Annotated in this window: 18 protein-coding genes and 1 pseudogene; 16 read left to right on the top strand and 3 right to left on the bottom strand. The window is 71.1% G+C overall.

What is annotated here, in order from left to right:
* The first annotated feature begins 49 nt into the window (after positions 1 to 49).
* The 7 genes and pseudogenes from AB0C15_RS03040 (at position 50) to purB (ending at position 7,992) form a co-directional block, all read left to right on the top strand.
* The gene (locus tag AB0C15_RS03040) at positions 50 to 1,342 is read left to right on the top strand and encodes an acetyl-CoA C-acetyltransferase (protein ID WP_357348103.1); all 1,293 of its coding nucleotides are present in this window, start codon (positions 50 to 52) and stop codon (positions 1,340 to 1,342) included.
* Between the two features lie 96 nt (positions 1,343 to 1,438).
* Positions 1,439 to 1,972 carry a hypothetical protein gene (locus AB0C15_RS03035; RefSeq protein ID WP_357348101.1) on the top strand — a complete coding sequence of 178 codons (534 nt, stop codon included), beginning with the start codon at positions 1,439 to 1,441 and terminating at the stop codon, positions 1,970 to 1,972.
* A gap of 11 nt (positions 1,973 to 1,983) precedes the next feature.
* On the top strand, positions 1,984 to 2,631 hold the full coding sequence (locus AB0C15_RS03030; RefSeq protein ID WP_357348099.1) for a Fic family protein: 648 nt from the start codon (positions 1,984 to 1,986) through the stop codon (positions 2,629 to 2,631).
* A 74-nt stretch (positions 2,632 to 2,705) separates the two neighbouring features.
* Positions 2,706 to 2,900 (top strand): annotated as a pseudogene (locus tag AB0C15_RS03025) (GntR family transcriptional regulator); the annotation flags it as partial.
* 185 nt (positions 2,901 to 3,085) lie between these two features.
* A complete protein-coding gene (locus AB0C15_RS03020; RefSeq protein ID WP_357348098.1) occupies positions 3,086 to 4,096 on the top strand; it encodes a glycosyltransferase family 2 protein in 1,011 nt (336 codons plus the stop codon).
* A complete protein-coding gene (locus AB0C15_RS03015) occupies positions 4,089 to 6,482 on the top strand; it encodes a hypothetical protein (protein WP_357348096.1) in 2,394 nt (797 codons plus the stop codon). Before AB0C15_RS03020 ends, AB0C15_RS03015 begins: the two co-directional genes overlap by 8 nt.
* A gap of 85 nt (positions 6,483 to 6,567) precedes the next feature.
* Positions 6,568 to 7,992 carry an adenylosuccinate lyase gene (purB, locus tag AB0C15_RS03010; protein ID WP_357348094.1) on the top strand — a complete coding sequence of 475 codons (1,425 nt, stop codon included), beginning with the start codon at positions 6,568 to 6,570 and terminating at the stop codon, positions 7,990 to 7,992.
* A gap of 227 nt (positions 7,993 to 8,219) precedes the next feature.
* On the opposite strand, the gene AB0C15_RS03005 is transcribed toward purB, so the two are convergent.
* Both AB0C15_RS03005 and AB0C15_RS03000 read right to left on the bottom strand, forming a co-directional pair.
* Positions 8,220 to 8,783, bottom strand: coding sequence for a YbjQ family protein (locus tag AB0C15_RS03005; RefSeq protein WP_357348092.1), 564 nt, complete (start codon positions 8,781 to 8,783; stop codon positions 8,220 to 8,222).
* A gap of 24 nt (positions 8,784 to 8,807) precedes the next feature.
* A complete protein-coding gene (locus AB0C15_RS03000; protein WP_357348090.1) occupies positions 8,808 to 9,491 on the bottom strand; it encodes a trypsin-like serine protease in 684 nt (227 codons plus the stop codon).
* Positions 9,492 to 9,847: 356 nt separating this feature from the next.
* Between AB0C15_RS03000 and purS the strand changes: the two genes are divergently transcribed.
* From purS to AB0C15_RS02980, 4 genes are read left to right on the top strand one after another with little or no spacing between them, the layout of a single operon-like run.
* A complete protein-coding gene (gene purS / locus AB0C15_RS02995; protein ID WP_091624745.1) occupies positions 9,848 to 10,111 on the top strand; it encodes a phosphoribosylformylglycinamidine synthase subunit PurS in 264 nt (87 codons plus the stop codon).
* Positions 10,108 to 10,791, top strand: a complete 684-nt coding sequence (purQ, locus tag AB0C15_RS02990) for a phosphoribosylformylglycinamidine synthase subunit PurQ (RefSeq protein ID WP_357348088.1) — start codon at positions 10,108 to 10,110, stop codon at positions 10,789 to 10,791. The genes purS and purQ overlap by 4 nt, the downstream gene beginning before the upstream one ends.
* Positions 10,792 to 10,837: 46 nt before the next feature.
* Entirely contained in the window at positions 10,838 to 13,507 is a 2,670-nt protein-coding gene (gene purL, locus AB0C15_RS02985) for a phosphoribosylformylglycinamidine synthase subunit PurL (RefSeq protein ID WP_357348086.1), read from the top strand.
* Positions 13,508 to 13,511: 4 nt separating this feature from the next.
* Positions 13,512 to 14,267, top strand: coding sequence for a 2-phosphosulfolactate phosphatase (locus AB0C15_RS02980; protein ID WP_357348668.1), 756 nt, complete (start codon positions 13,512 to 13,514; stop codon positions 14,265 to 14,267).
* Between the two features lie 181 nt (positions 14,268 to 14,448).
* On the opposite strand, the gene AB0C15_RS02975 is transcribed toward AB0C15_RS02980, so the two are convergent.
* Entirely contained in the window at positions 14,449 to 16,482 is a 2,034-nt protein-coding gene (locus tag AB0C15_RS02975; protein ID WP_357348084.1) for a hypothetical protein, read from the bottom strand.
* 161 nt (positions 16,483 to 16,643) lie between these two features.
* Here AB0C15_RS02975 and AB0C15_RS02970 point away from each other — a divergent pair, with 161 nt between their 5' ends.
* From AB0C15_RS02970 to amcA, 5 genes are all read left to right on the top strand, one after another.
* Positions 16,644 to 16,997: a sterol carrier family protein gene (locus AB0C15_RS02970; protein ID WP_357348082.1), complete on the top strand. Its 354-nt coding sequence runs from the start codon at positions 16,644 to 16,646 to the stop codon at positions 16,995 to 16,997.
* A gap of 168 nt (positions 16,998 to 17,165) precedes the next feature.
* Positions 17,166 to 18,704 (top strand): amidophosphoribosyltransferase, encoded by a 1,539-nt coding sequence (gene purF, locus AB0C15_RS02965; RefSeq protein WP_357348080.1) that lies wholly within the window; start codon positions 17,166 to 17,168, stop codon positions 18,702 to 18,704.
* A 57-nt stretch (positions 18,705 to 18,761) separates the two neighbouring features.
* Positions 18,762 to 19,916: a phosphoribosylformylglycinamidine cyclo-ligase gene (gene purM, locus AB0C15_RS02960; RefSeq protein WP_196920530.1), complete on the top strand. Its 1,155-nt coding sequence runs from the start codon at positions 18,762 to 18,764 to the stop codon at positions 19,914 to 19,916.
* Positions 19,917 to 20,042: 126 nt separating this feature from the next.
* Complete coding sequence (gene amcB, locus AB0C15_RS02955; protein ID WP_357348666.1) at positions 20,043 to 21,146, top strand: cyclophane-forming radical SAM peptide maturase AmcB; 1,104 nt, start codon at positions 20,043 to 20,045, stop codon at positions 21,144 to 21,146.
* Entirely contained in the window at positions 21,115 to 21,342 is a 228-nt protein-coding gene (gene amcA / locus AB0C15_RS02950; protein ID WP_357348079.1) for a multiple cyclophane-containing RiPP AmcA, read from the top strand. The genes amcB and amcA overlap by 32 nt, the downstream gene beginning before the upstream one ends.
* Positions 21,343 to 21,366 lie beyond the last annotated feature (24 nt).

The following is a 21,366-nucleotide window of genomic DNA, read 5'->3' as shown; positions in this document are numbered from 1 at the left end:
AGCCTACTGGCGAGTAGGGTTCGAGCAACACATGCCGAGGAGGCGGATCGTGCAGAGCATCCGGCGGGTCGCGGTCATCGGGGGCAACCGCATCCCCTTCGCCCGTTCCAACTCCCGCTACGCGGACGCGTCGAACGCGGACCTGCTCGGCGCGGCGCTCGACGGCCTGGTCGCCCGCTACGGGCTGGCCGGACAGCGCATCGGCGAGGTGGTGACCGGCGCGGTGCTCAAGCACTCCCGGGACTTCAACCTCACCCGCGAGGTGGTCCTCGGCTCCCGGCTCGACCCACACACCCCGGCGTACGACATCCAGCAGGCCTGCGGCACCGGCCTGGAGGCGACGATCCTGGTCGCCAACAAGATCGCCCTCGGCCAGCTCGACGTGGGCATCGCCGGCGGCGTCGACACCACCTCCGACGCCCCGCTCGCCGTCAACGAGGAGATGCGACGCACGCTGCTCAAGCTCAACTCGGCCCGTACGCTCGGTGAACGGCTCAAGATCGCGGCGAAGCTGCGCCCGCTGCAACCGTTCAAGCCGGAGATCCCGCGCAACGCGGAGCCACGTACCGGTCTGTCCATGGGCGACCACGCCGCCCAGACCGCCCTGCGGTGGCAGATCGACAGGCGATCCCAGGACGAGCTGGCGTTGCGCTCGCACCAGCGGCTCGCCGCCGCGTACGACAGGGGCTTCTTCGACGACCTGATGACGCCGTACCTGGGGCTGACCCGCGATGCGAACCTGCGCCCGGACACCAGCGTGGAGAAGCTCGGCGCGCTCAAGCCGGTCTTCGGCACCCGCGGCCCGGACGCCGCGCGGGCCACCATGACCGCCGGCAACTCCTCGCCGCTCACCGACGGCGCGTCCACCGTGCTGCTGGCCAGCGAGGAGTGGGCGGCGGCGCACCGCCTGCCTGTGCTGGCCTGGTTCAGCTGGTCGGAGACGGCGGCGGTGGACTTCGTGCACGGCGACGAGGGGCTGCTGATGGCCCCCGCGTACGCGGTGCCCCGGATGCTCGCCCGCGCCGGGCTGACGTTGCAGGACTTCGACTACTACGAGATCCACGAGGCGTTCGCCTCGCAGGTGTTGGCCACCCTCGCCGCCTGGGAGTCGCCGGAGTTCGCAAAGGACCGGCTCGGCCTCGACGCCCCGCTCGGCGCGATCGACACCGACCGGCTCAACGTGAACGGTTCGTCGCTCGCCGCCGGGCATCCCTTCGCCGCCACCGGCGGACGGATCGTCGCCACGCTGGCGAAGCTGCTCGCCGAGAAGGGCAGCGGACGCGGGCTCATCTCCATCTGCGCCGCCGGCGGCCAGGGCGTGACGGCGATCCTGGAGCGCTGACCCGGCCGGCGCTTACGGTGTCTCATTGTCTTATACATAGAGACGCCATGCCGCCAACTGATGTCGTGGCTCTTAATAAGAGACACGAGGCGGGATGTGATCTACCAAACGCCGCAGCTCGGAGCCGACGATGCGGCCGTGCTCGCCGACGTCCACGAGATGCGCCGGGCGCTCGCCGCGACGCTCCGGGTGCCCCGGCGTTGGCAAGGAGGGCTGCGGCGGACCATGCTTGCCCGCGCCATCCGCGGTTCCAACAGCATTGAGGGCTACGTCGTGGAGGAGGACGACGCCGCCGCAGCGCTCGACGACGAGGAACCACTGAGTGCTGATGAGCGCACCTTCGCTGAGATCCGTGGGTATCGGCAGGCACTCGGTTTCGTCCTTCAGATGGCGGCCGATCAACACTTCGTCTTCGACACGACCGGCCTGCGCGGCATGCACTACATGATGCTGGCGCACGATCTATCCAAGAGCCCAGGCCAGTACCGCACTGGCCCCATCTACGTTCATGACGAGCGCGCCGACCGGCGGGTGTACGAAGGACCTGACGCCGAACTCGTTCCGCGGCTGGTTGAGGAGCTCGCTGCCCGGCTGCCCGGCTGCGCGGCGAGCGGGAGGTGGATCCGATAGTCCGCGGTGCGATGGCTCATCTGAACCTCGTGATGATCCACCCATTCCGCGACGGGAACGGACGCATGGCGAGGGCGCTGCAGACGCTTGTTCTGTCCCGGGAGGCAATCGTCGAGCCGGCGTTCTCAGGCGTCGAGGAGTGGCTGGGGCATAACACCGACGACTACTACCGGGTTCTGCTCGCGATCGGTCAAGGGGCCTGGAATCCCGACAACGACGCGGCGCTCTGGGTCTCGTTCAATCTGCGTGCGCACCACATCCAAGCCCAAACTGTGGCGCGGCGTGTCGAGGAAGCCTCGGCGATCTGGCAGCAGTTGGACCGACTCACCGCGGAGCACCGGCTGCCGGATCGCGTCACGAACCTGCTGTACGAGGCGATCCTCGGTTACCGCCTGCGCCGTGGCACCTACGTGAAGATGTCCGGGATAGAGGAGCGGACGGCCACTCGCGACCTGGCTCAACTGTGCGACAAAGGTCTGTTGCGAGGAGTGGGGGAGCGGCGAGGCCGCTACTACCTGGCCAGTCAGATCCTGGTGGACGTGCGGACCCGCTGCCGGGAGAGCAGGCGGCCGTTGACTGACCCCTACCCGTGGTTGCCGCCTCGATTGTTGGCGGCCGTGGGATCGGTCGCCAACACTCGATTCGCCGGATCTGGCTGATCCTCCAAGGTTCGTCCGGCGGCATCAAGCGCTGACCCGTTGGCTGTCCGCGTTGCCGGATACCCAACGGGTCGAACCGGCTCTCCGTCCGCATGCCGACCACCCAAGAGCTGGAGATCCTGTCGTTGCCACCGCAGGTGCCGGTGATCCGCCAGTTTCGGGTGGTCCGCTCGGTATACGGGCAGCCGGTCGAGGTGTCAGTCCTCATCAAGGGTGGTCACCTGCATGAGCTGGAGTACCACCAGCAGGTTCGGCCCGAGGGCGGGTAGCACGCAGGTGACGTGGTGCCGGGTTTGTAGGTCGGGCGGAGATATCGGGGCATCAGCCAACGGGCGTTAACGAGCCGTTCAGGAGTCGGCCCGCTGGTGGTGGGTTTACCGCGCGATGGTGATCGTTGCCGCAGCTCGAGGTGCGGCTCGATCACTCCTGCGTGCGGAACGGGGCCGTTGTCACCATGGAGTCCGTCCTCCCACGGGCGACCACCCTCTCGGTGGTCATCCCGATGTTCAATGAGACCGCTGTCATTCCGGCGCTCGTCGCCCGGCTACGGCCGGTGCTCGACGCGCTCGGCGTCGACTACGAGGTGGTCGCCGTCGACGACGGCAGCCGGGACGACACCGTGTCGGTGCTGTTCGACCACGGCCGGGACTGGCCGCAGTTGCGGGTGCTCCGGCTGCGCCGCAACAGTGGTCACCAGGCGGCGTTGACCGCCGGCCTGCACCGGGCCGTCGGCCAGTGGGTGGTCAGCCTCGACGCCGATCTCCAGGATCCACCCGAGACCATCGCCGAGATGCTTCGCGTCGCCCGCGAGGACGGGGTGGACGTCGTCTACGGCGTACGCGCCGACCGCAGCACCGACACGGTCTTCAAGCGCAACACCGCCCGGGGCTACTACTGGGCGATGCGCCGGCTCGTGGGTGTCGACCTGCCCGCGCAGGCTGGCGACTTCCGGTTGCTCAGCCGAGACGTGATCGAGGTCCTGCGCCGGCTGCCCGAACGCGCCCCGGTCTACCGGCTGCTGGTGCCGTCGCTGGGCTTCCCCAGCGCGGAGGTGCGTTACGACCGCGAGGCCCGCGCCGCCGGCGAGACGAAGTATCCGCTGCGCCGGATGGTGGCCCTGGCCTGGGAGAGCACGGCGAACTTCTCCGCCGCGCCGCTGCGCCTGGCCACCTGGCTGGGGATGTCCAGCTTCCTGCTCTGCCTCGGCCTGATCGTGTTCGGCATGATCGCCCACGTCTCCGGCACCACGATTCCCGGCTGGACCTCGATGTTCGTCGCGGTGCTGCTGCTCAGCGGGGTGCAGTTGGTCTGCCTCGGCCTGCTGGGCGAGTACGTCGGCCGGATCTACGCCACCGTGCAGAACCGGCCCGCGTTCCACGTCGGGTTCGACTCGCGGGACGAGACCCGGGTCGACGACGTCTCCCGTACGCCGAGCTTCGATGCGGCGGTCGGCGTCCGTGGCTGACCTCCTCCTGGCCGAGCGGGTCGAGACGCCGGCTCCGGCGTCGCGCCGGAACGCTCTCCGGCCGGTCCTCAGCGCGCTCCCGTGGTTGCTCGTGATCGCCGCGCTGCTCGTGGTCTGGTCCCGCGGCGGCGTGCCCGCCGCGGATCTCGCGCGATTCTCCGCCTACTGGGTCCTCGCGCTGGTGCTCCCCGGAACCCTTGTGCACCGGGCGTTGCGCGGCAGCCGGGGCAACCTGCCGGAGGACCTCGGCTACGGCGCGGCCACCGGCCTGGTGCTGGAGATCATGGCCTGGGCGTTGGCCGCGGCGACCGGTCAGCAGTCCCTGCTGCGGTGGTGGCCGCTGCCCGTCCTCGTCGCGTTCGTCGCCGTCCCCGGGCTGCGCCGGCACTGGCGGGTCGGCGAGCGCCGTCCGCTGCCGCTGGCCTGGCACTGGGGGATGGGTGCGGCGCTGCTCGTGGTGCTGGCCTGGGGATACACCCAGTGGCGGACGGTCCCGCTGCCGCCGGTGTCCGGTGGCTACTACCAGGACGTGCTCTACCACCTGGGTCTGGTGCAGGAGTTGACCCGCGCGATGCCGTTCGAGTTGCCGCACGTCGCGGGGGAGGCGCTGCGCTACCACTACCTGTCCGACGCGCACATCGCCAGCGGCAGCATGATCAGCGGCATTTCCCCGGCTGTGGTGCTGCTACGGCTCTGGCTGGTGCCGGTGGTCGGTACGGCGGTGCTGCTCGCGGCCGGGCTCGCCCGCGACCTGAGTGGTGCCGTCTGGGCCGGCCCGGTGGCCGCTCTCGCCGCCTTCACCGGTGCCGCGATCACACTCGGCTCGCCGGTAGGCGCGTCCGGCGAGATGCCGCTGTCGTACGCCAGCCCCTCCCAGACGTACGTGCTGGTGCCGTTGCTGCTGATCGCCGGGCTCGTCGTCGACGTGGTCCGGGACCGTCCCCTCGGCCCGGCCTGGCCGCTGGTTCCGGCGCTCGGGTTGGTCTGTGCCGGCGCGAAGTCCAGTGCGTTGCCGCCGCTGATCGCCGGCCTGGGTCTCACCGTCGTCGTGTTCTGGTGGCGGAAGCGGCAGGCACCCCGACCCGCCCTGCTGGCGCTGGCCTGCCTCGTGGCGGCGATGGCGCTCGGCTTCCGGCTGTTCGCCGGTGGCGGGGCCGGCACGCTGCGCGTGCAGGCGTTGGCGATGCTGCACTTCATCGCCCCGTACGCCGAGACCCTCGGACCGGGCGACGGAATCTGGCCGAGTGCGCTGCTGCCACCGGGCATCAACGACGGTGGCGCCCTCGGATGGCTGCTGGCGTTCGCCGTGGTGGCCTGGTGGGTGCTGGCTCAGGCACCCAGGTGGGTGGGCATGCGGCTGCTGGTCGACGGTGGGCACCGGGCCGATCCGGCCGTCTGGCTGATCGCCGCCACGGTTCTGGCCGGAGCGGCCACCACCTGGGTGTTCCAGCACCCGTCGATCAGTCAGATCTACTTCTGGATGGGTGTCATCCCGGTCGGCGTCGTGCTGACCACCTGGTCCCTCGCCACGGCCCGCGCACCCTGGCCGGTGCTTGTGGTGCCCGCCGTGGCCGGCGTGCTGGCGGGGCTCGCCACGGCCGGCACGGTCGCGGGTTTCGCCGTGCCGAGGATCAGCCGTCCCGGCACCCCCACCACCTCGACGATCGAGGGTTGGTTGCGGGTGCTGGGTCTGTCGGCGGCCCGGTACGTGCTGTTCGTGGCGGTGGCCGCCGCGCTGGCGGTCGGGGTGGCCGCCCTGTGGCGACGGCGCCACCCGGCACCGGTGCCGGCGGTCGGCTCGACACGTCGGCGGCGGACGGCGACGATCGCCCTGGCCGGTGTCACCGCGGCGATGCTCGGTGCCAGCAGCGCGGTCATCGTGGGCGGGACCGTCCGTTCGGTACTGACCGAGCCGGTGCCGGTGAGCGGGCCGCAGCCGTACGCGCTGACCCTCGACGAGATGCGCGCGGCGCTGTGGCTCGACGACAACGCCGCCGACGACGACGTGGTCGCCACGAACGTGCACTGCCGGCCGGTGCGGACCACCCCGCACTGCGACGCCCGCGCGTTCTGGGTGACCGGCCTGGGCGGGCATCGCGCTGTCGTGGAGAGCTGGGGCTACACCGACGCGGTGGTGGCCGCGCACGGCGTCGAGGGTCTGGGGTACGCCCGACAGAGCTTCCCCGACCCGGCGCTGCTCGCACTCAACGACGGGGTGTTCAGCACGCCGACCCGGGCCGACCTGGACCGGCTCCGCACCGAGCACGGGGTCCGGTGGCTGTTCGCCGATGCCAGGGCGGGTGCGGTGTCGGCGGAGTTGGCCGGGCTGGCCCAGGTCCGGTTGGTCGCCGGCCCGGTCACCGTGTACGAGCTGAACCGGCCCTGACCGCCTGCGCACCCCGACCCGGTCCCGGTGTCCGACCCCCGGCCCGGTCCCGCTCCCGACCAGCGGGTGCGGGACAATGAGGCACGTGACGACGATCCCCAACGTGCTGGCCAACAGGTACGCCTCGCCCGAACTTGTCGCCCTCTGGTCGCCGGAGGAGAAGGTCCGGATGGAGCGGCGGCTCTGGCTCGCCGTCCTCCGCGCCCAACGCGACCTGGGCGTGCCGGTGCCGGACGGCGTGGTCGAGGCGTACGAGCGGGTGCTCGACCAGGTCGACCTCGCCTCCATCGCCGAGCGGGAGCGGGTCACCCGGCACGACGTGAAGGCCCGGATCGAAGAGTTCAGCGCGCTCGCCGGGCACGAGCACGTGCACAAGGGGATGACCTCCCGCGACCTCACCGAGAACGTCGAGCAGCTCCAGGTGCGCGCCTCGCTGGAGCTGATCCGCGACCGGGTGGTGGCCACCCTGGCCCGCCTCGCCTTCCTTGCGTACGAGCACTCCGAGCTGGTGCTCACCGGCCGGTCGCACAATGTGGCGGCGCAGGCCACCACGCTGGGCAAGCGCTTCGCGTCGGCGGCGGAGGAGCTGCTGATCGCGTACGAGCGGCTGGAGGAGTTGATCGCGCGGTACCCGCTGCGGGGGATCAAGGGCCCGGTCGGCACGGCCGCCGACCAGCTCGACCTCTTCGACGGCGACGCCGACAAGGTGGCCGAGTTGGAGCGGCGGGTCGCCGAGCATCTGGGCTTCTCCCGGGTGCTGGACAGCGTCGGGCAGGTCTACCCGCGTTCGCTCGACTTCGACGTGCTGGCGGCGCTGGCGCAGACCGCCGCCGCGCCGTCGTCGCTGGCCACCACGATCCGGTTGATGGTCGGCCAGGAGTTGGCGACCGAGGGCTTCAAGCCGGGGCAGGTCGGCTCCAGCGCGATGCCGCACAAGATGAACACCCGCTCGTCGGAGCGGGTGAACGGCTTCGCCGTGATCATCCGGGGTTACCTGTCGATGGTCGGCGAGTTGGCCGGCGACCAGTGGAACGAGGGGGACGTGTCCTGCTCGGTGGTCCGGCGGGTGGCCCTGCCGGACGCGTTCTTCGCCGCCGACGGGCTGTTCCAGACGTTCCTCACCGTGCTCGACGAGTTCGGCGCGTACCCGGCGGTGATCAACCGGGAGCTAGAGCGCTTCCTGCCGTTCCTGGCCACCACGAAGATCCTGGTCGCGGCCGTCCGTCGGGGCGTCGGTCGGGAGGTCGCCCACGAGGTGATCAAGGAGCACGCGGTCGCGGTGGCGCTTGCGATGCGCGAGAAGGGCGCACCGGAGAACGACCTCTTCGACCGTCTGGCGGCGGACGGCCGACTCGGCCTGTCCCGCGCCGACATCGACACCCTGGTCGCCGACCGCAACGCCTTCGTGGGCGCCGCCCAAGCCCAGGTGGCAGCGGTGACGAGCCGCATTACCAAGGTGGTAACGGCCCACCCCGAGGCCGCCACCTACAGCCCACCCCCCATCCTCTAACCCCACCCCCACCGACCCCACCCCCACCGACCCCACCCCCACCGACCCCACCCCCGCCGACCCCACCCCCACCCCCACCCCCACCCCCACCCGCCCCGGGCCCCGCCCGCCCCGGGCCCCGCCCGCCCCGGGGTGATCAAGAGGTTTGCGTCATTTTCGATCTCCCTGGTGACCGAAACCTCTTGATCAACACGGGACAGGGTGGGGTGGGCAGGGGGTGGGGTGGGTTAGTCGCCGGTTGGGGTTTCGGCGGCGGAGCTGAGGTTGGGGGCGCTTGCCGGTTCGGCGATGCCGCCGAGCGACTCGGCGAAGCCCGCGGGCTCCGCGGTCCCCGCAGCCACCGCCGGCTGGTCGGTCGGCATGACCTCGGGCATCTTGGGTACGGCGACCACCGCAGTCCCGTACGCACAGATCTCCATCCACATCTCGCCGCAGTCCCGGCTGTCGAAGCGCATGCCGATCACCGCGTTCGCGCCGAGCCGGAGGGCCTCCTCGCCGAGGCGGGTGACCGAGTCGGTGCGCCACCGGGTCAGGTTGTCCGGGGCCATCGGGTCGTACGCGCCGCCGCGTAGGTTCTTGACCCCCTCGCGGTACGGGTTGCGTGTCCTGGCCATCGATGACACGACCTCACCGAGAATCTGGCGGATCTCGTAGCCGGGCAGTTGCTCTGTCGTCACGACCAGCACGTTTCCGATGCTGTCAGGAGTGGCGCGACCCGATCGTGTGCATTGTTCACCTGATCGGATGCTGCAAAACGGCGCGGCGCGGACGGCCGGCACGTGGCCGACCATCCGCGCCGCGCCGGGCGCTAACTGTCAGACACCGGCCACCGAGGTGATCCAGGCCCGGTTGTACGCAACGCTGCCGTAGTTCTGGATGGTCGACCCGTCGGCGGTGGAGGCGACGCCGACCTGCTGACCGTTGTAGAACTGCGGGCCACCGGAGTCGCCGCGCCAGGCGTTTCCGTTGATCCGGGTGCTGCGGATCGCCTGGCCGCCGTACGCGTCGGTGACGCTGTTGCTCGTCACCCGGACGGTGGCGGTCTTCAGTTGGGTCGACGCCGAGCAGCCGCTGTAGCAGGTCATGCCCCAGCCGTAGATCGAGTTCGTCGAGTTGATCGGCGGGTTGCTGCTGGCCAGGCTCACCGTGGAGGTGCTGACGGTGCTGGAGAGCCGCATGAGCGCGAGGTCGTAGCGGGTGTAGGTGGCGCTGACCGTGCGGGTGACCCCGCCGGAGGTGCGGTTCACGCTTCCGACGCGTACCGACATGGTGCCGTTGATGCAGTGCCGGGCGGTGAGCACCCACTGGGCGGCGATGACGCTGCCGGAGCAGGTGAACGAACCGTTGCTGAGCACCGCTGCGGCCCAGGGCGCGGACGAGACGGTCTCGCCGCCGATGATGGGTTGCGGGCCGGCCGGGGCGGCGGACGCGGCGGACGTGACGCCGAGGGCGCCGACCAGCGCGGTGCTGAACACGGCGAGCAGGGGGCGGATGCGCATCGGGTGGACTCCTTGGACGGGGCGGGCCCGGGGTCTCCGGGTGCGGACGGGCGGGCGACGGGGGTTCCCGTGCACCCACTAATCGACTTACGTCGATGTACAGTAGGGCCCGCGGCGGCCGTAATCAAGAATGTGATTCAGGTTGATCAATGTAACGATTCGGCCACCCGTCGCGCCGTATATGTCCTGCTGAGGACACGTGTCGCGGCTGGCGGGTCACCCTGAGCGCCGGTAATGTCGATCACTGCCTGAACTGCACCCGGCCGGTGCGTCCGTAGCGATATCTGCCAGGTACGCTGGCTGCGCTCGCCCGTTGTGGGTCGGCACCCAACTGCGTACACAGTCAGGAGTGCCCAGTGCCTCGCGTCGTCGTCGACGTCATGCTCAAGCCCGAGATCCTTGATCCGCAGGGCCAGGCCGTCGCAAACGCGCTGCCCCGGCTCGGCGTCAGTGATGTCGCCTCGGTTCGGATCGGCAGGCGGATCGAGATCGAGTTCACCGGTGAACCGGACCTGGACCGCGCTCGGGAAATTGCCGACAAACTGCTCGCCAACCCCGTCATCGAGGACTTCACCGTCCGCGTGGTCGAGGCCGACGAGACCGCGGACGCCCGCTCGTGACCGCCCGGGTCGGTGTTGTCACCTTCCCCGGCTCGCTCGACGACGGGGACGCGGCCCGGGCTGTCCGGATCGCCGGAGCCGAGCCGGTCCGGCTCTGGCACGGCGACCCGGATCTGCACGGTGTCGACGCGGTCGTCCTGCCCGGCGGGTTCTCCTACGGTGACTACCTTCGCTGCGGTGCCATCGCCCGGTTCGCCCCGGTGATGGAGACGATCGTGGACGCCGCCCAGGGTGGTCTGCCGGTGCTCGGCATCTGCAACGGCTTCCAGATCCTGTGCGAGGCGCACCTGCTGCCGGGTGCGCTCACCCGCAACCAGCACCTGCACTTCCGCAACCGGGATCAGGTCCTGCGCATCGAGTCGGCCGGGACGGCGTGGACCAACGCGTTCCAGCCCGGCCAGGAGGTGCTCATCCCGGTCAAGAACGGTGAGGGCTGCTACGTCGCGGACACCGCGACGCTGGACCAGCTCGAAGCCGAGGGCCGGGTGGTCGCCCGCTACATCGGCGGCAACCCCAACGGGTCCCAGCGCGACATCGCCGCGATCAGCAACGCCGCCGGCAACGTGGTCGGCATCATGCCGCACCCCGAGCACGCGGTGGAGGCGCTCACCGGCCCTTCGCTTGACGGCCTCGGCTTCTTCACGTCGGTCCTCAAGCACCTGGTCGGGGCGCCGGCATGAGTGCGGGCAGCGGCTCCGGCGGGCACCAGCGCAGCGAGGAGAGGTCATGACCACCCATCCGGACCCGGTACGGGACACACCGGAGGCGTACTCCGCCCCGGCGCAGCCGACCGAGCCGAACCCGGCGCAGCCGGTCGCACCGGCGGGCGCTCCGGCGCAGCCGACCGCCGCCGTCTGGACCGAGGGCGTGGACACCGTGCCGCGCGCCGGCGGCACTCCGGGCGAGCTTCAGCCGTACACCGAGCTGGGCCTGCGCGACGACGAGTACGACCGGATCCGGCAGATTCTCGGCCGCCGGCCCACCCAGTCCGAGCTGGCCATGTACTCGATCATGTGGAGCGAGCACTGCTCCTACAAGTCGAGCAAGGTGCACCTGCGCCAGTTCGGCGAGAAGGCCCCACAGAGCGACCGGCTGCTCGCCGGCATCGGTGAGAACGCCGGTGTCGTGCAGATCTCCGACGAGCTGGCGGTGACCTTCAAGGTCGAGTCGCACAACCACCCGAGCTTCGTCGAGCCGTACCAGGGCGCGGCGACCGGCGTCGGCGGCATCGTCCGGGACATCCTCGCCATGGGCGCCCGCCCGATCGCGGTGATGGACCCGCTGCGCTTCGGTGCCGCGGACCACCCGGACACCGCCCGCGTGCTCACCGGCGTGGTCGCCGGCGTCGGCGGCTACGGCAACTGCCTGGGCCTGCCCAACATCGGCGGTGAGCTGGTCTTCGACCCCTCCTACCAGGGCAACCCGCTGCTCAACGCGCTCTGCCTCGGCGTGCTGCCGGTCGACCGGCTGCAGAACAAGGCCGCCGCCGGCCCGGGCAACGTTGTCGTACTGATGGGTGCCAAGACCGGCCGCGACGGCATCGGCGGCGTCTCGGTGCTGGCCAGCGCGACCTTCGACGAGGGCAGCGAGGCACGCCGACCGGCCGTGCAGGTCGGCGACCCGTTCACCGAGAAGCTGCTCATCGAGGCGTGCCTCGAGCTGTACGACGGCCAACTCGTGGTCGGCATCCAGGACCTCGGCGGCGCCGGCCTGACCTGCGCGCTCACCGAGACCGCCGCCGCGGCCGGCACCGGCATGCGGGTCTGGCTGGAGCGGGTCCCGCTGCGTGAGCCCTCGATGGACCCGCACGAGATCCTGGCCAGCGAGTCGCAGGAGCGGATGCTCCTCGTCGTCGAGCCGGACAAGCTCGACGCGGTGCTCAAGACCTGCGAGAAGTGGGGCGTGCTCGCCACCGCGATCGGTGAGGTCACCGCACCGGAACCGGACGGCCGCCCGGGTCGACTGCTGATCACCTGGCAGGACCACCTGGTCGTCGACGTACCGCCGGGTTCGCTCGTCGACGACGGGCCGGTCTACGCCCGGCCGATGCGGGAGCCGGCCGACCTGATCCTGCTCCAGGCCGACCGGGCCGAGACGCTTCCCCGCCCGGCCGACCCGGAGGCGCTGCGGGAGACCGTGCTGCGCATGATCGCGTCACCGAACCTGGCCGACAAGTCCTGGGTCACCGAGCAGTACGACCGCTACGTGCTGGGCAACACCGTGCTCGCCCAGCCGGAGGACGGCGGTGTGATCCGGCTCGACGAGCGGACCGGCCTCGGCGTGGCGCTGTCGGTGGACGGCAACGGCCGGTACACCCGCCTCGACCCGTACAACGGCGCCAAGCTGGCCCTGGCCGAGGCGTACCGGAACGTGGCGGTGACCGGCGCGAAGCCGATCGCCGTGACCGACTGCCTCAACTTCGGCTCGCCGGAGGACCCGGGCGTGATGTGGCAGTTCGCCGAGGCCGTGCGCGGCCTGGCGGACGGCTGCCTGGAGCTGGGCATCCCGGTGACCGGCGGCAACGTCAGCTTCTACAACCAGACCGGCGCGGCGGCCATCCACCCGACCCCGGTGGTCGGCGTGCTGGGCGTGCTGGACAACGTCGCGGACCGGGTGCCGATGGGCTTCGTGCCGCGCGGCGGCGGCGACCACGACCAGCTCTACCTGCTCGGCGAGACGAACGTGGAGCTGTCCGGCTCGGAGTGGGCCTGGGTGACGCACGAGCACCTCGGCGGCATCCCGCCGCAGGTCGACCTGCTCCGCGAGAAGGCGCTCGCCGACCTGCTGGCCGAGGCGGCCCGGGTGGGTCACCTCAGCTCGGCGCACGACCTCTCCGACGGGGGCCTCGCGCAGAGCCTGGTCGAGTCCTGCCTGCGTCGCGGCGTCGGTGCCCGGGTCGCGGTGCCGGAGCAGTTCACCGAGGGTTCGATGCCGTTCGTCTACCTGTTCAGCGAGTCCGCCACCCGGGCGCTGGTGTCGGTGCCGCGCGGCCACGACAAGGCGTTCGCGGCGCTCTGCGCCGAGCGGGGCGTGCCGTTCGAGCTGATCGGCGTCACCGACCCGTCCGGTGGGGCGCTCGAGGTGCACGGGCAGTTCCGGATCGGCCTGGACGAGCTGCGTACCGCGCACACCGAGACGTTGCCGCGCCTCTTCGGGGGCTCGGCGGCCGTCGAGGTGCCCGCGCCGGCCGCCGGTGTGGCGGGTGCGGTCGAGGCCGTTCCGCTGCCGGGCGAGCCGGCCGAGCCGGTCGACGCGGCCGAGGTGGTCTCCGAGCCGATCGCATCCTCGGGTCCGTCTCCGGAGACCGGCGCGGTCGAGCCGATCGGGTCAGAGCAGCCGGGCGAGACGGCCGAGCCTGATTCCGGTGTCACCGAGCCGTCGCCCGACGAGCGCTGAGGCGTTGGCGGCCGCCGTCCACGGCCAGCCCGGATCGGGTGCCCGGTTCGACTGGGGGCTGACCGGGGCGGCCGAGCTCGGTCGGGTCTGCGCGGCGCTGGTGGTGGTGGACGTCCTCTCGTTCACCACCGCCGTCGAGGTGGCGGTGGCCCGGGGCATGCGGGTGCACCCGTTCCCCTGGGGTGAGCAGGCTGCCGAGTACGCCGTCCGGGTCGGCGCGACCGCCGCGGTCGGGCGCCGGCAGACGACCGCGGAACATCCGTGGTCGCTCTCGCCTGCGGCGCTGAGCAGCGCGCCAGTGGTGGCGGACCTCGTGCTGCCCTCCCCGAACGGCTCCGCGATCAGCGCCGCCGCGAGCGCCACGGGCCTGCCGGTGGTCGCGGCGTGCCTGCGCAACGCCCGGGCCGTCGGGCGCTGGCTGCGCCGCCAGGGGTACGGCACGGTGGACGCCCCGATCGGCGTGGTCGCCTCCGGGGAGCGGTGGCCGGACGGGTCGCTGCGCCCGTCCGTGGAGGACCAGCTCGGTGCCGCCTCGGTGTTGGACGCCCTCTCCGGCGTGCCCGGAGGGCTCTCGGTGGAGGCGGCAATGGCGCTTGCCGCGTTGGCGAGTACCCCGGACGTGCCGGCCGCCGTGCGTGGCAGTGTCTCCGGCCGCGAGTTGACCGAGAGCGGTTTCGCCGGCGACGTGGATGTCGCCGTCCGGATCGGCGTCTCCGATGTGGTACCGGTGCTCCGTCAGGGCGTCTTCTCCGCCGCCTGACCCGCCCCCGACCGCCCGCGCCCACCCCGCCCCCTGGGCCGCGCCGATCTTGCACTTTCTGTCCCTACCTAAGGGGCATTCCACGCGTTTAGGCAACCGAAACTGCAAGATCGGCGCGGGTCGGGCAGCGAAACGGCCACCCGGATCTCCGGGTGGCCGTTTCATCGTGCTGTGGTGGGGGTCAGTCGTCCAGCCAGTCGAGGCGGCGACCGCCGCGCTCGGTCGGCGGGGGGGTCTCCGGTCGGTTCCGCCCGGCGGGCTGGCCGTAGCCGCCCTGGTCGTAGCCTCGGTCTTCGTAGCCGCCGCCGCGCTGCTGCGGAGGCTCCTGGCCGTAGGTGCCGCCCTGGTCGTACCCGCCGGCCGGTTGGCCGTAGCCGCCCTGGTCGTAGCCCCGGTCGTCGTAGCCGCCGCCGCGTTGCTGCGGAGGCTCCTGGCCGTAGGTGCCGCCCTGGTCGTATCCGCCGGCCGGTTGGCCGTAGCCGCCCTGGTCGTACCCACCGGTCTCCGGACCGCCGTAGCCGGCGGTCGGCTCGGCAGCGCGACCGCCGTACGGGGCGGCGTCGGGCTGGCCGTACCCCTGCCCCTGCTCCGGCTGGTAGACGCCGGTGGCGTACGGGTCGGCGGGGGCCGGGTACTGGGTGCTGTCGCCGGTGTACCGGCCGGTCGGCTCGTCGAACCGCTCGCCGTAGGCACCGCCGCCAGCGGGAGCCGGCGGGTAGGCGGCGGTGCCGCCCGGGGCGTCGTAGTCCCGACCGCCGTAGCCACCCCCGGATGCCGGGGCGTTGCCGTAACCGCCCCCGGAGGCCGGAGCGTTGCCGTAACCAGCCCCGGATGCCGGGGCGTTGCCGTAACCGGCGCCGGGTGCGGCACCGTAACCGTCACCGGCGCCGTAGCCGCCCTCCGGGCCGGCCGGAGTGCCGTAGCCGCCACCCGAAGCGGGGGCGTTGCCGTAGCCGCCGGCGCCGTAGCCGCCGGATGCTGGCTCGTCGCCGTAGCCGGCGCCGCCCCAGCCCTGCTGACCCGCGCCGCCGTATGCCTGCGCGGGCGCGCCGTACGGGTCCGGTGGGACGTCGTCGACCACCGGGCGGTGCATCATCGTCGGCGCCTCGCTCAGTGCCGCGCCGCCGACCATGGTCGGGTCCGCTCCAGTACCTGGACGACCGCCGACCACCCGGGTCTGGTCGTCGGGGCCGCGGAACCCGCCCCGCGAGGGCGGCACCACACCGCCACCGCCGGCGGCCGCCGGAGCGTCGTCGTCGCCGTTCTCCCTGCGCTTCATCCAGAGCAGCACGATCGTGCCGACACCGGCGGCGACCAGAAGACCACCGAGCAGAATGATCATGTACGAGCCGAGGCCGCCGCTGTCCTCGTTGTTCGCGGCGTTCGCCGGAGCGCCCTGGCTGGCCTCCTCGGTGGGCTCCTCCTCGGTGCCCTCCTCGGTGGTCGTCTCCTCGGTGGGAGTGGCCTCGGGGGTGGCGGACGGGGTGACGCTCGGCGTCACCTCGACCTTGATGGCGAGGCTGAGCCGCTGCCCGGTGATGGCCTGCCCGGCGCTGGCGTTCACAGACTTGAACGCCTTGATGTTGTCGAACGACGCGCCCAGGTCGATCCGGCCGGGCGCGATCGGCTTGTCGCTGGTGCCGGTGAAGCGGAAGTCGCCGGTGCCGTTGCTGGTGGCGTCGTATTGGTGACCGGCGCTGTCCCGGAGAACCACGAAGGCATTGGGTACGGCCTTGCCGTCGGCCTGCGCGACCACCTTGCCAGAGACCGACCGCACGGTCTGGTTCTGCGGCGGCGGCGGCGGAGCGGCCTTGCCGACCAACGTGACGGTGGTCGACGCGTCCTTGCTTCCTGCCGAGTCCGTGGCCTTCACGGTGATCGTGGCGCTGCCATTGGCCGCGTCATCCGCGAGCCGGAAGGTGGCGCTGAAGGAGTCACTCGAGGTCACCTGGCCACGGGAGCACCCGTCAACGCAGGTCAGCTTCGAATTGCTCGAGCTGACGCTGACATCGGCGGGCGGCGCACCAATGCCGAAGTCGAGCCGGTAGCTGATCTTCGTGGTCTTGCCGGCCTCGACGCTGCCCGGCGAAGCCGAAACATCTGTAACGTTGGGAGCGGCCATGGCTGGTGTGGCGGGAACGGCGAGCAGAGCGCCGGCAACCAGCGCTACGACCACACCGGCCCGCTGCTTCCAGGCACGTCGGTGTGTTGACACGTCCACCGCCTTCCGGGCTGACTTCCCTCTGACCGGCGGGGCGCCGGGCCGGGGATCATCACGGTACGAATACGCCGTCGGCAACTATGCCTTGTCCGACTGCATGAGCGCGACCCAGGGCCAGCGTCGCGTGTCCGGCCCGGGGGTCGTATCGTCCCGTCGTGTCCTCTCCGCACAGTAAGTCCGCTGCTGTTACGGCCGCCTTGTCGGCGCTCGACGAGGGGCGTACACCCGAACGGCCGGTGTTCCGAGAGGCGGTCCGGTCGTTGTTGGCCGTCCTCGCGGAGCGCGCCCCCGGCCGATCGGTGGAGGTGCGCGTCCCACCATACGGGGCGATCCAGTGCGTACCGGGGCCTCGACACACCAGAGGAAACCCACCAAACGTGGTCGAGATGGCCCCGAACACCTGGCTGGAGCTGGCGACCGGCAGGGTCTCCTGGGCCGAGGCGGTCACCGACGGTCGTGTCCAGATGAGCGGTAACCGTGCGGACCTCTCGGCGTTTCTGCCCCTCTGATCGTCCCGATGTCCCACTCGCCGTCACGCTGGGCAGGGTGATCGTGACTTTCTGTATTGACGGCGATTCGCGTACACTGTCAAGCGACGACAGTGGTCCCGGCAGAGGAGTGTGGATCCGCCCGTGATCCCCGCCCGGCCGGTCCAGACCAGCATGAGGGAGCGGTAGGTGCCCCGAGGCGACGGCCGGCTGAGCCACGACCTTGACCCCCAACGACCTGGCCCCCAGGATGCCTGCGGCGTCTTCGGCGTCTGGGCCCCCGGCGAAGAGGTCGCCAACCTGACCTACTTCGGTCTCTACGCCCTGCAGCACCGCGGCCAGGAGGCGGCGGGCATCGCGGTTAGCGACGGCTCCGGCGTCGTGGTCTACAAGGACCTCGGCCTGGTGGCGCAGGTCTTCGACGAGCCCACCCTGGCGAGCCTTCGTGGTCACCTGGCCATCGGGCACGCCCGATACTCGACCACCGGCGCATCGAACTGGGAGAACGCCCAGCCGACGATCCGGTCGACGACCTCCGGCACGACCATCGCGTTGGCCCACAACGGCAATCTGGTCAACACCGCCGAGTTGGAGAAGGAGGTCGCCGATCGCGGGCTCATCGCGGACGGGTCGACGAACGACACCTCCCTGGTGACGATGCTGCTCGCCGGTCGACCGGACCTGTCGGTCGAGGCGGCCGCGTTGGAGGTGCTGCCGCAGTTGCGCGGCGCGTTCAGCTTCGTCTTCATGGACGAGTCGACCCTCTACGCGGCCCGTGATCCGCACGGCGTCCGCCCGCTGGTGCTCGGCCGCCTGGAGCGCGGCTGGGTGGTCGCCAGCGAGACCGCCGCCCTGGACATCGTCGGCGCGAGCGTGGTGCGTGAGGTCGAGCCGGGCGAGCTGATCGCGATCGACGAGAACGGCCTGCGCTCCGCCCGGTTCGCCGCGCCGGAGCCGAAGGGCTGCCTCTTCGAGTACGTCTACATCGCCCGCCCGGACGCCACGATCGCCGGGCGGAACGTCCACGCGACGCGGGTGCAGATCGGTCGGCAGTTGGCCAAGGAGCACCCGGTCGAGGCTGATCTTGTCATCGGCGTGCCGGAGTCCGGCATTCCGGCCGCGATCGGGTATGCGGAGGCGTCCGGCATCACCTACGGCGCCGGCCTGATGAAGAACCCGTACGTGGGCCGTACCTTCATCCAGCCGTCGCAGACCCTGCGTCAGCTCGGCATCCGGCTCAAGCTCAACCCGCTGCGGGAGAACGTCCGGGGCAAGCGCCTGGTGGTCGTGGACGACTCGATCGTGCGCGGCAACACCCAGCGCGCCATCGTCCGGATGTTGCGCGAGGCGGGGGCGCTCGAGGTGCACGTCCGGATCTCCTCGCCGCCGGTGAGCTGGCCGTGTTTCTACGGCATCGATTTCGCCACCCGGGCGGAGCTGCTGGCCAACGGGTTGGACAACGACGGCATCCGGCGCTCGATCGGCGCCGACACGCTGGGCTACGTTTCGCTTCCTGGTCTGATCGCCGCGACCGAGCAGCCGAAGACCCGGTTGTGTCGGGCGTGTTTCGATGGGGAGTACCCGATCGAGTTGCCGGCCGGCAACCTGATCGGTAAGCACGTGCTCGAAGGGGTGGGTCGACGCGTCGCCAACTCGGCGCTGGAGACCCCGCCCACCAACGGCTCGTCCGTCGCCACTCCGGGTGGCGTTACCGCAAACCGCCCGTAGCACCAACCGGCGCGGCCCGGCTACCGCCGGCGGCACCGAGAACCAAAGGGGAGAACCGTGACGCACGTGTCCGAGCGCAGCGGCGCAGGAAGCAGCCCGACCGGCGCCGGCGGCGACCGCCAGCCGTGGACGGGCGGTGCTGGCCGCCAGGCGCGCAAACGCTCGGTCTCGTACGCCGATGCCGGCGTCTCCATCGACGCGGGCGACCGCGCGGTGGAGCTGCTCAAGTCGAAGGTGCGGCAGACCCGCCGTCCTGAGGTGCTCGGTGACCTCGGTGGTTTCGCCGGCCTCTTCCGGCTGGACACGAAGAAGTACAAGAGCCCGATCCTGGCGTCCTCCACCGACGGGGTGGGCACCAAGCTGGTGATCGCACAGCAGATGGACATTCACGACACGGTCGGCATCGACCTGGTCGCGATGGTCGTGGACGACCTGGTGGCCTGCGGTGCCGAGCCGCTGTTCCTGCTCGACTACATCGCCACCGGCGAGGTCGTCCCGGACAAGGTCGCCGAGATCGGCGCGGGCATCGCCGACGGCTGCCGCTACGCCGGCTGTGCGCTGCTGGGCGGCGAGACCGCCGAGCACCCAGGCGTCCTGCGCCCGGACGAGTACGACATCTCCGCCACCGGTGTCGGCGTGGTGGAGGAGGCCGACATCCTCAGCCCGGAGCGGGTCGAGGTCGGCGACGTGGTGATCGCGATGCGCTCGTCCGGCCTGCACTCCAACGGATACTCCCTGGTCCGGCACGTGCTGCTCGGCGCGGCTCGGATGCGTCTGGACATCGTGATCGACGACTTCGGTCGGCAGCGGACCCTCGGCGAGGAGCTGCTCACCCCGACCAAGATCTACGCCAAGGACTGCCTCAAGCTGATCGCCGAGGCCGAGGTGCGGGCGCTGTCCCACATCACCGGCGGCGGCATCCCCGGCAACCTGGTCCGGGTGCTGCCCGAGCACGTCGACGCGGTGGTCAACCGGTCCACCTGGAAGCCGCAGCCGATCTTCGACCTGATCCAGACGAAGGGTCGGATCGACGACCACGACATGGAGTCGACCTTCAACATGGGCGTCGGCATGTTCGCGATCGTGTCGGCCGAGGACGCCGACCGGGCGCTGGCCACCCTGACCGGCCGTGGGGTTGAGGCGTGGCAGGCCGGCGAGATCATCGAGGGCACCGGAAACGTGCAGATGGTTGGTCAGCACACCCGAGGATGATCACCCTCCGGTGATCGTACGGGCACCTGATCAGGGCTTCACCCGAGTGGCCAACGCCGCCTAGCCTGAAGGGCTCAGGCTAGGCGGAGGAGGGCGATGGCTGCTCGGGGACGTTCGTTCAGCGGGATGCGCGGTCTGGCCGCGGTCCCGTCGTACGTCGTCATGCAGCCCACCACCCTCTGCAACCTCGACTGCGCGTACTGCTACCTGCCGTTTCGGGCCGTCGACAGGCGGATGCCGGTGGCGGTGGCCGAGGCGGTGGCGGCTTCGGTCAACCCCTGGGCGGCGAACGGTCGCTTCTCGGTGGTGTGGCACGGCGGCGAGCCGCTCGCCGCCGGTCGTGAGCATCTGGCCGACCTGATGGCGCCGTTCGGGTCCGAGGTCGAGCACCATGTGCAGACAAATGCCACCCTCATCGACGACGACTGGTGCGACTTCTTCGTCAAGCACGGGATGCGTGTGAGCGTGAGTGTCGACGGGCCGCAGGCGCGCAACGGCGACCGGGTCAACCGGGGCGGTCAGCCGGCGTACGACCGGATCCTGCGCGGCATCTCGGCGCTGCGCCGTCGTGGTCTGCCCTTCTCCGCGCTGGCCGTGGTGTCCCGGCCGGAGCCGGGGCTCGCCACCGAGCTGTACGACTACTTCCTCGAGCTGGGCTGCGACGTGCTGGGCGTCAACATCGAGGAGACCGAGGGCGTCAACACCCGCGACAACCGCCACGATCCGTCGGCGGTGTCCGGGTTCTGGGCGGAGCTGGTCGGCGCGTGGCGCCGGGAACCGCGGATCCACCTTCGCGAGATCGAGTGGTCGTTGCGCTACGCCGCGGCGGTGCTCGACAACTCGGCGGACGGGGTGCTGCCCCGCCACCTGGACCCGATCCCGACGATCGGTCACGACGGCTCGGTGATCGTGCTCTCCCCCGAGTTGGCCGGCTTCACCGACGCCCGCTACGGCGACTTCAGCAGCGGCAACGTGCTGACGACCCCGCTGGCGCAGATCCTCGGCAACGCGGCGGCGACGCCGTGGGTGGAGGAGTTCCTGACCGGCGTGGAGGCGTGCCGGGCGTCCTGCCCGTACTTCGGCTTCTGCGGCGGCGGCCATGCCGCCAACCGTTACTTCGAGCTGGGGCGTTTTGACGGTACGGAGACCGAGCACTGCCGCAACAGCAAGATCCGCCTATTGGAGGGAGTGTTGGAGCATGCCCGAGACCACCAGTCACCGGCGGCCTGAGCGCGAAGCGGACGATGGAGTCACCGAACGGGTGCGGGGCGCGGCTCACGGGCTCGTCGCGCTGCTCCAGGAGGCAGAGGACGCACGCCGGCTGCGCTCGGAGGTGTCGGGCGGCGACGGCTCCAGCGCGGTCTGCGCCTGGAACCACTTCGAGAACATCCCGACGTTCTACAACTGGAACAACCGCCCGCGCTGAGGGTGCCGTGGTCAGGGGCCTGTC

It is taken from the genome of Micromonospora sp. NPDC048835 (assembly GCF_040649995.1).
GTDB lineage: Bacteria > Actinomycetota > Actinomycetes > Mycobacteriales > Micromonosporaceae > Micromonospora.
The sequence above is the reverse complement of the archived record's forward strand: the minus strand, read 5'-3'. Positions and strand labels throughout refer to the sequence as shown.

Bases quoted from the DNA above. Each gene is read 5' to 3' on its own strand.
- AB0C15_RS03020 (WP_357348098.1), top strand. From the start codon at position 3,086: ATGGAGTCCGTCCTCCCACGGGCGACCACCCTCTCGGTGGTCATCCCG.
- AB0C15_RS03000 (WP_357348090.1), bottom strand. From the start codon at position 9,491: ATGCGCATCCGCCCCCTGCTCGCCGTGTTCAGCACCGCGCTGGTCGGC.
- AB0C15_RS03005 (WP_357348092.1), bottom strand. From the start codon at position 8,783: ATGGTCGGCCACGTGCCGGCCGTCCGCGCCGCGCCGTTTTGCAGCATC.
- AB0C15_RS03030 (WP_357348099.1), top strand. From the start codon at position 1,984: ATGGCTCATCTGAACCTCGTGATGATCCACCCATTCCGCGACGGGAAC.
- purL (WP_357348086.1), top strand. From the start codon at position 10,838: ATGACCACCCATCCGGACCCGGTACGGGACACACCGGAGGCGTACTCC.
- amcB (WP_357348666.1), top strand. From the start codon at position 20,043: ATGCGCGGTCTGGCCGCGGTCCCGTCGTACGTCGTCATGCAGCCCACC.
- amcA (WP_357348079.1), top strand. From the start codon at position 21,115: ATGCCCGAGACCACCAGTCACCGGCGGCCTGAGCGCGAAGCGGACGAT.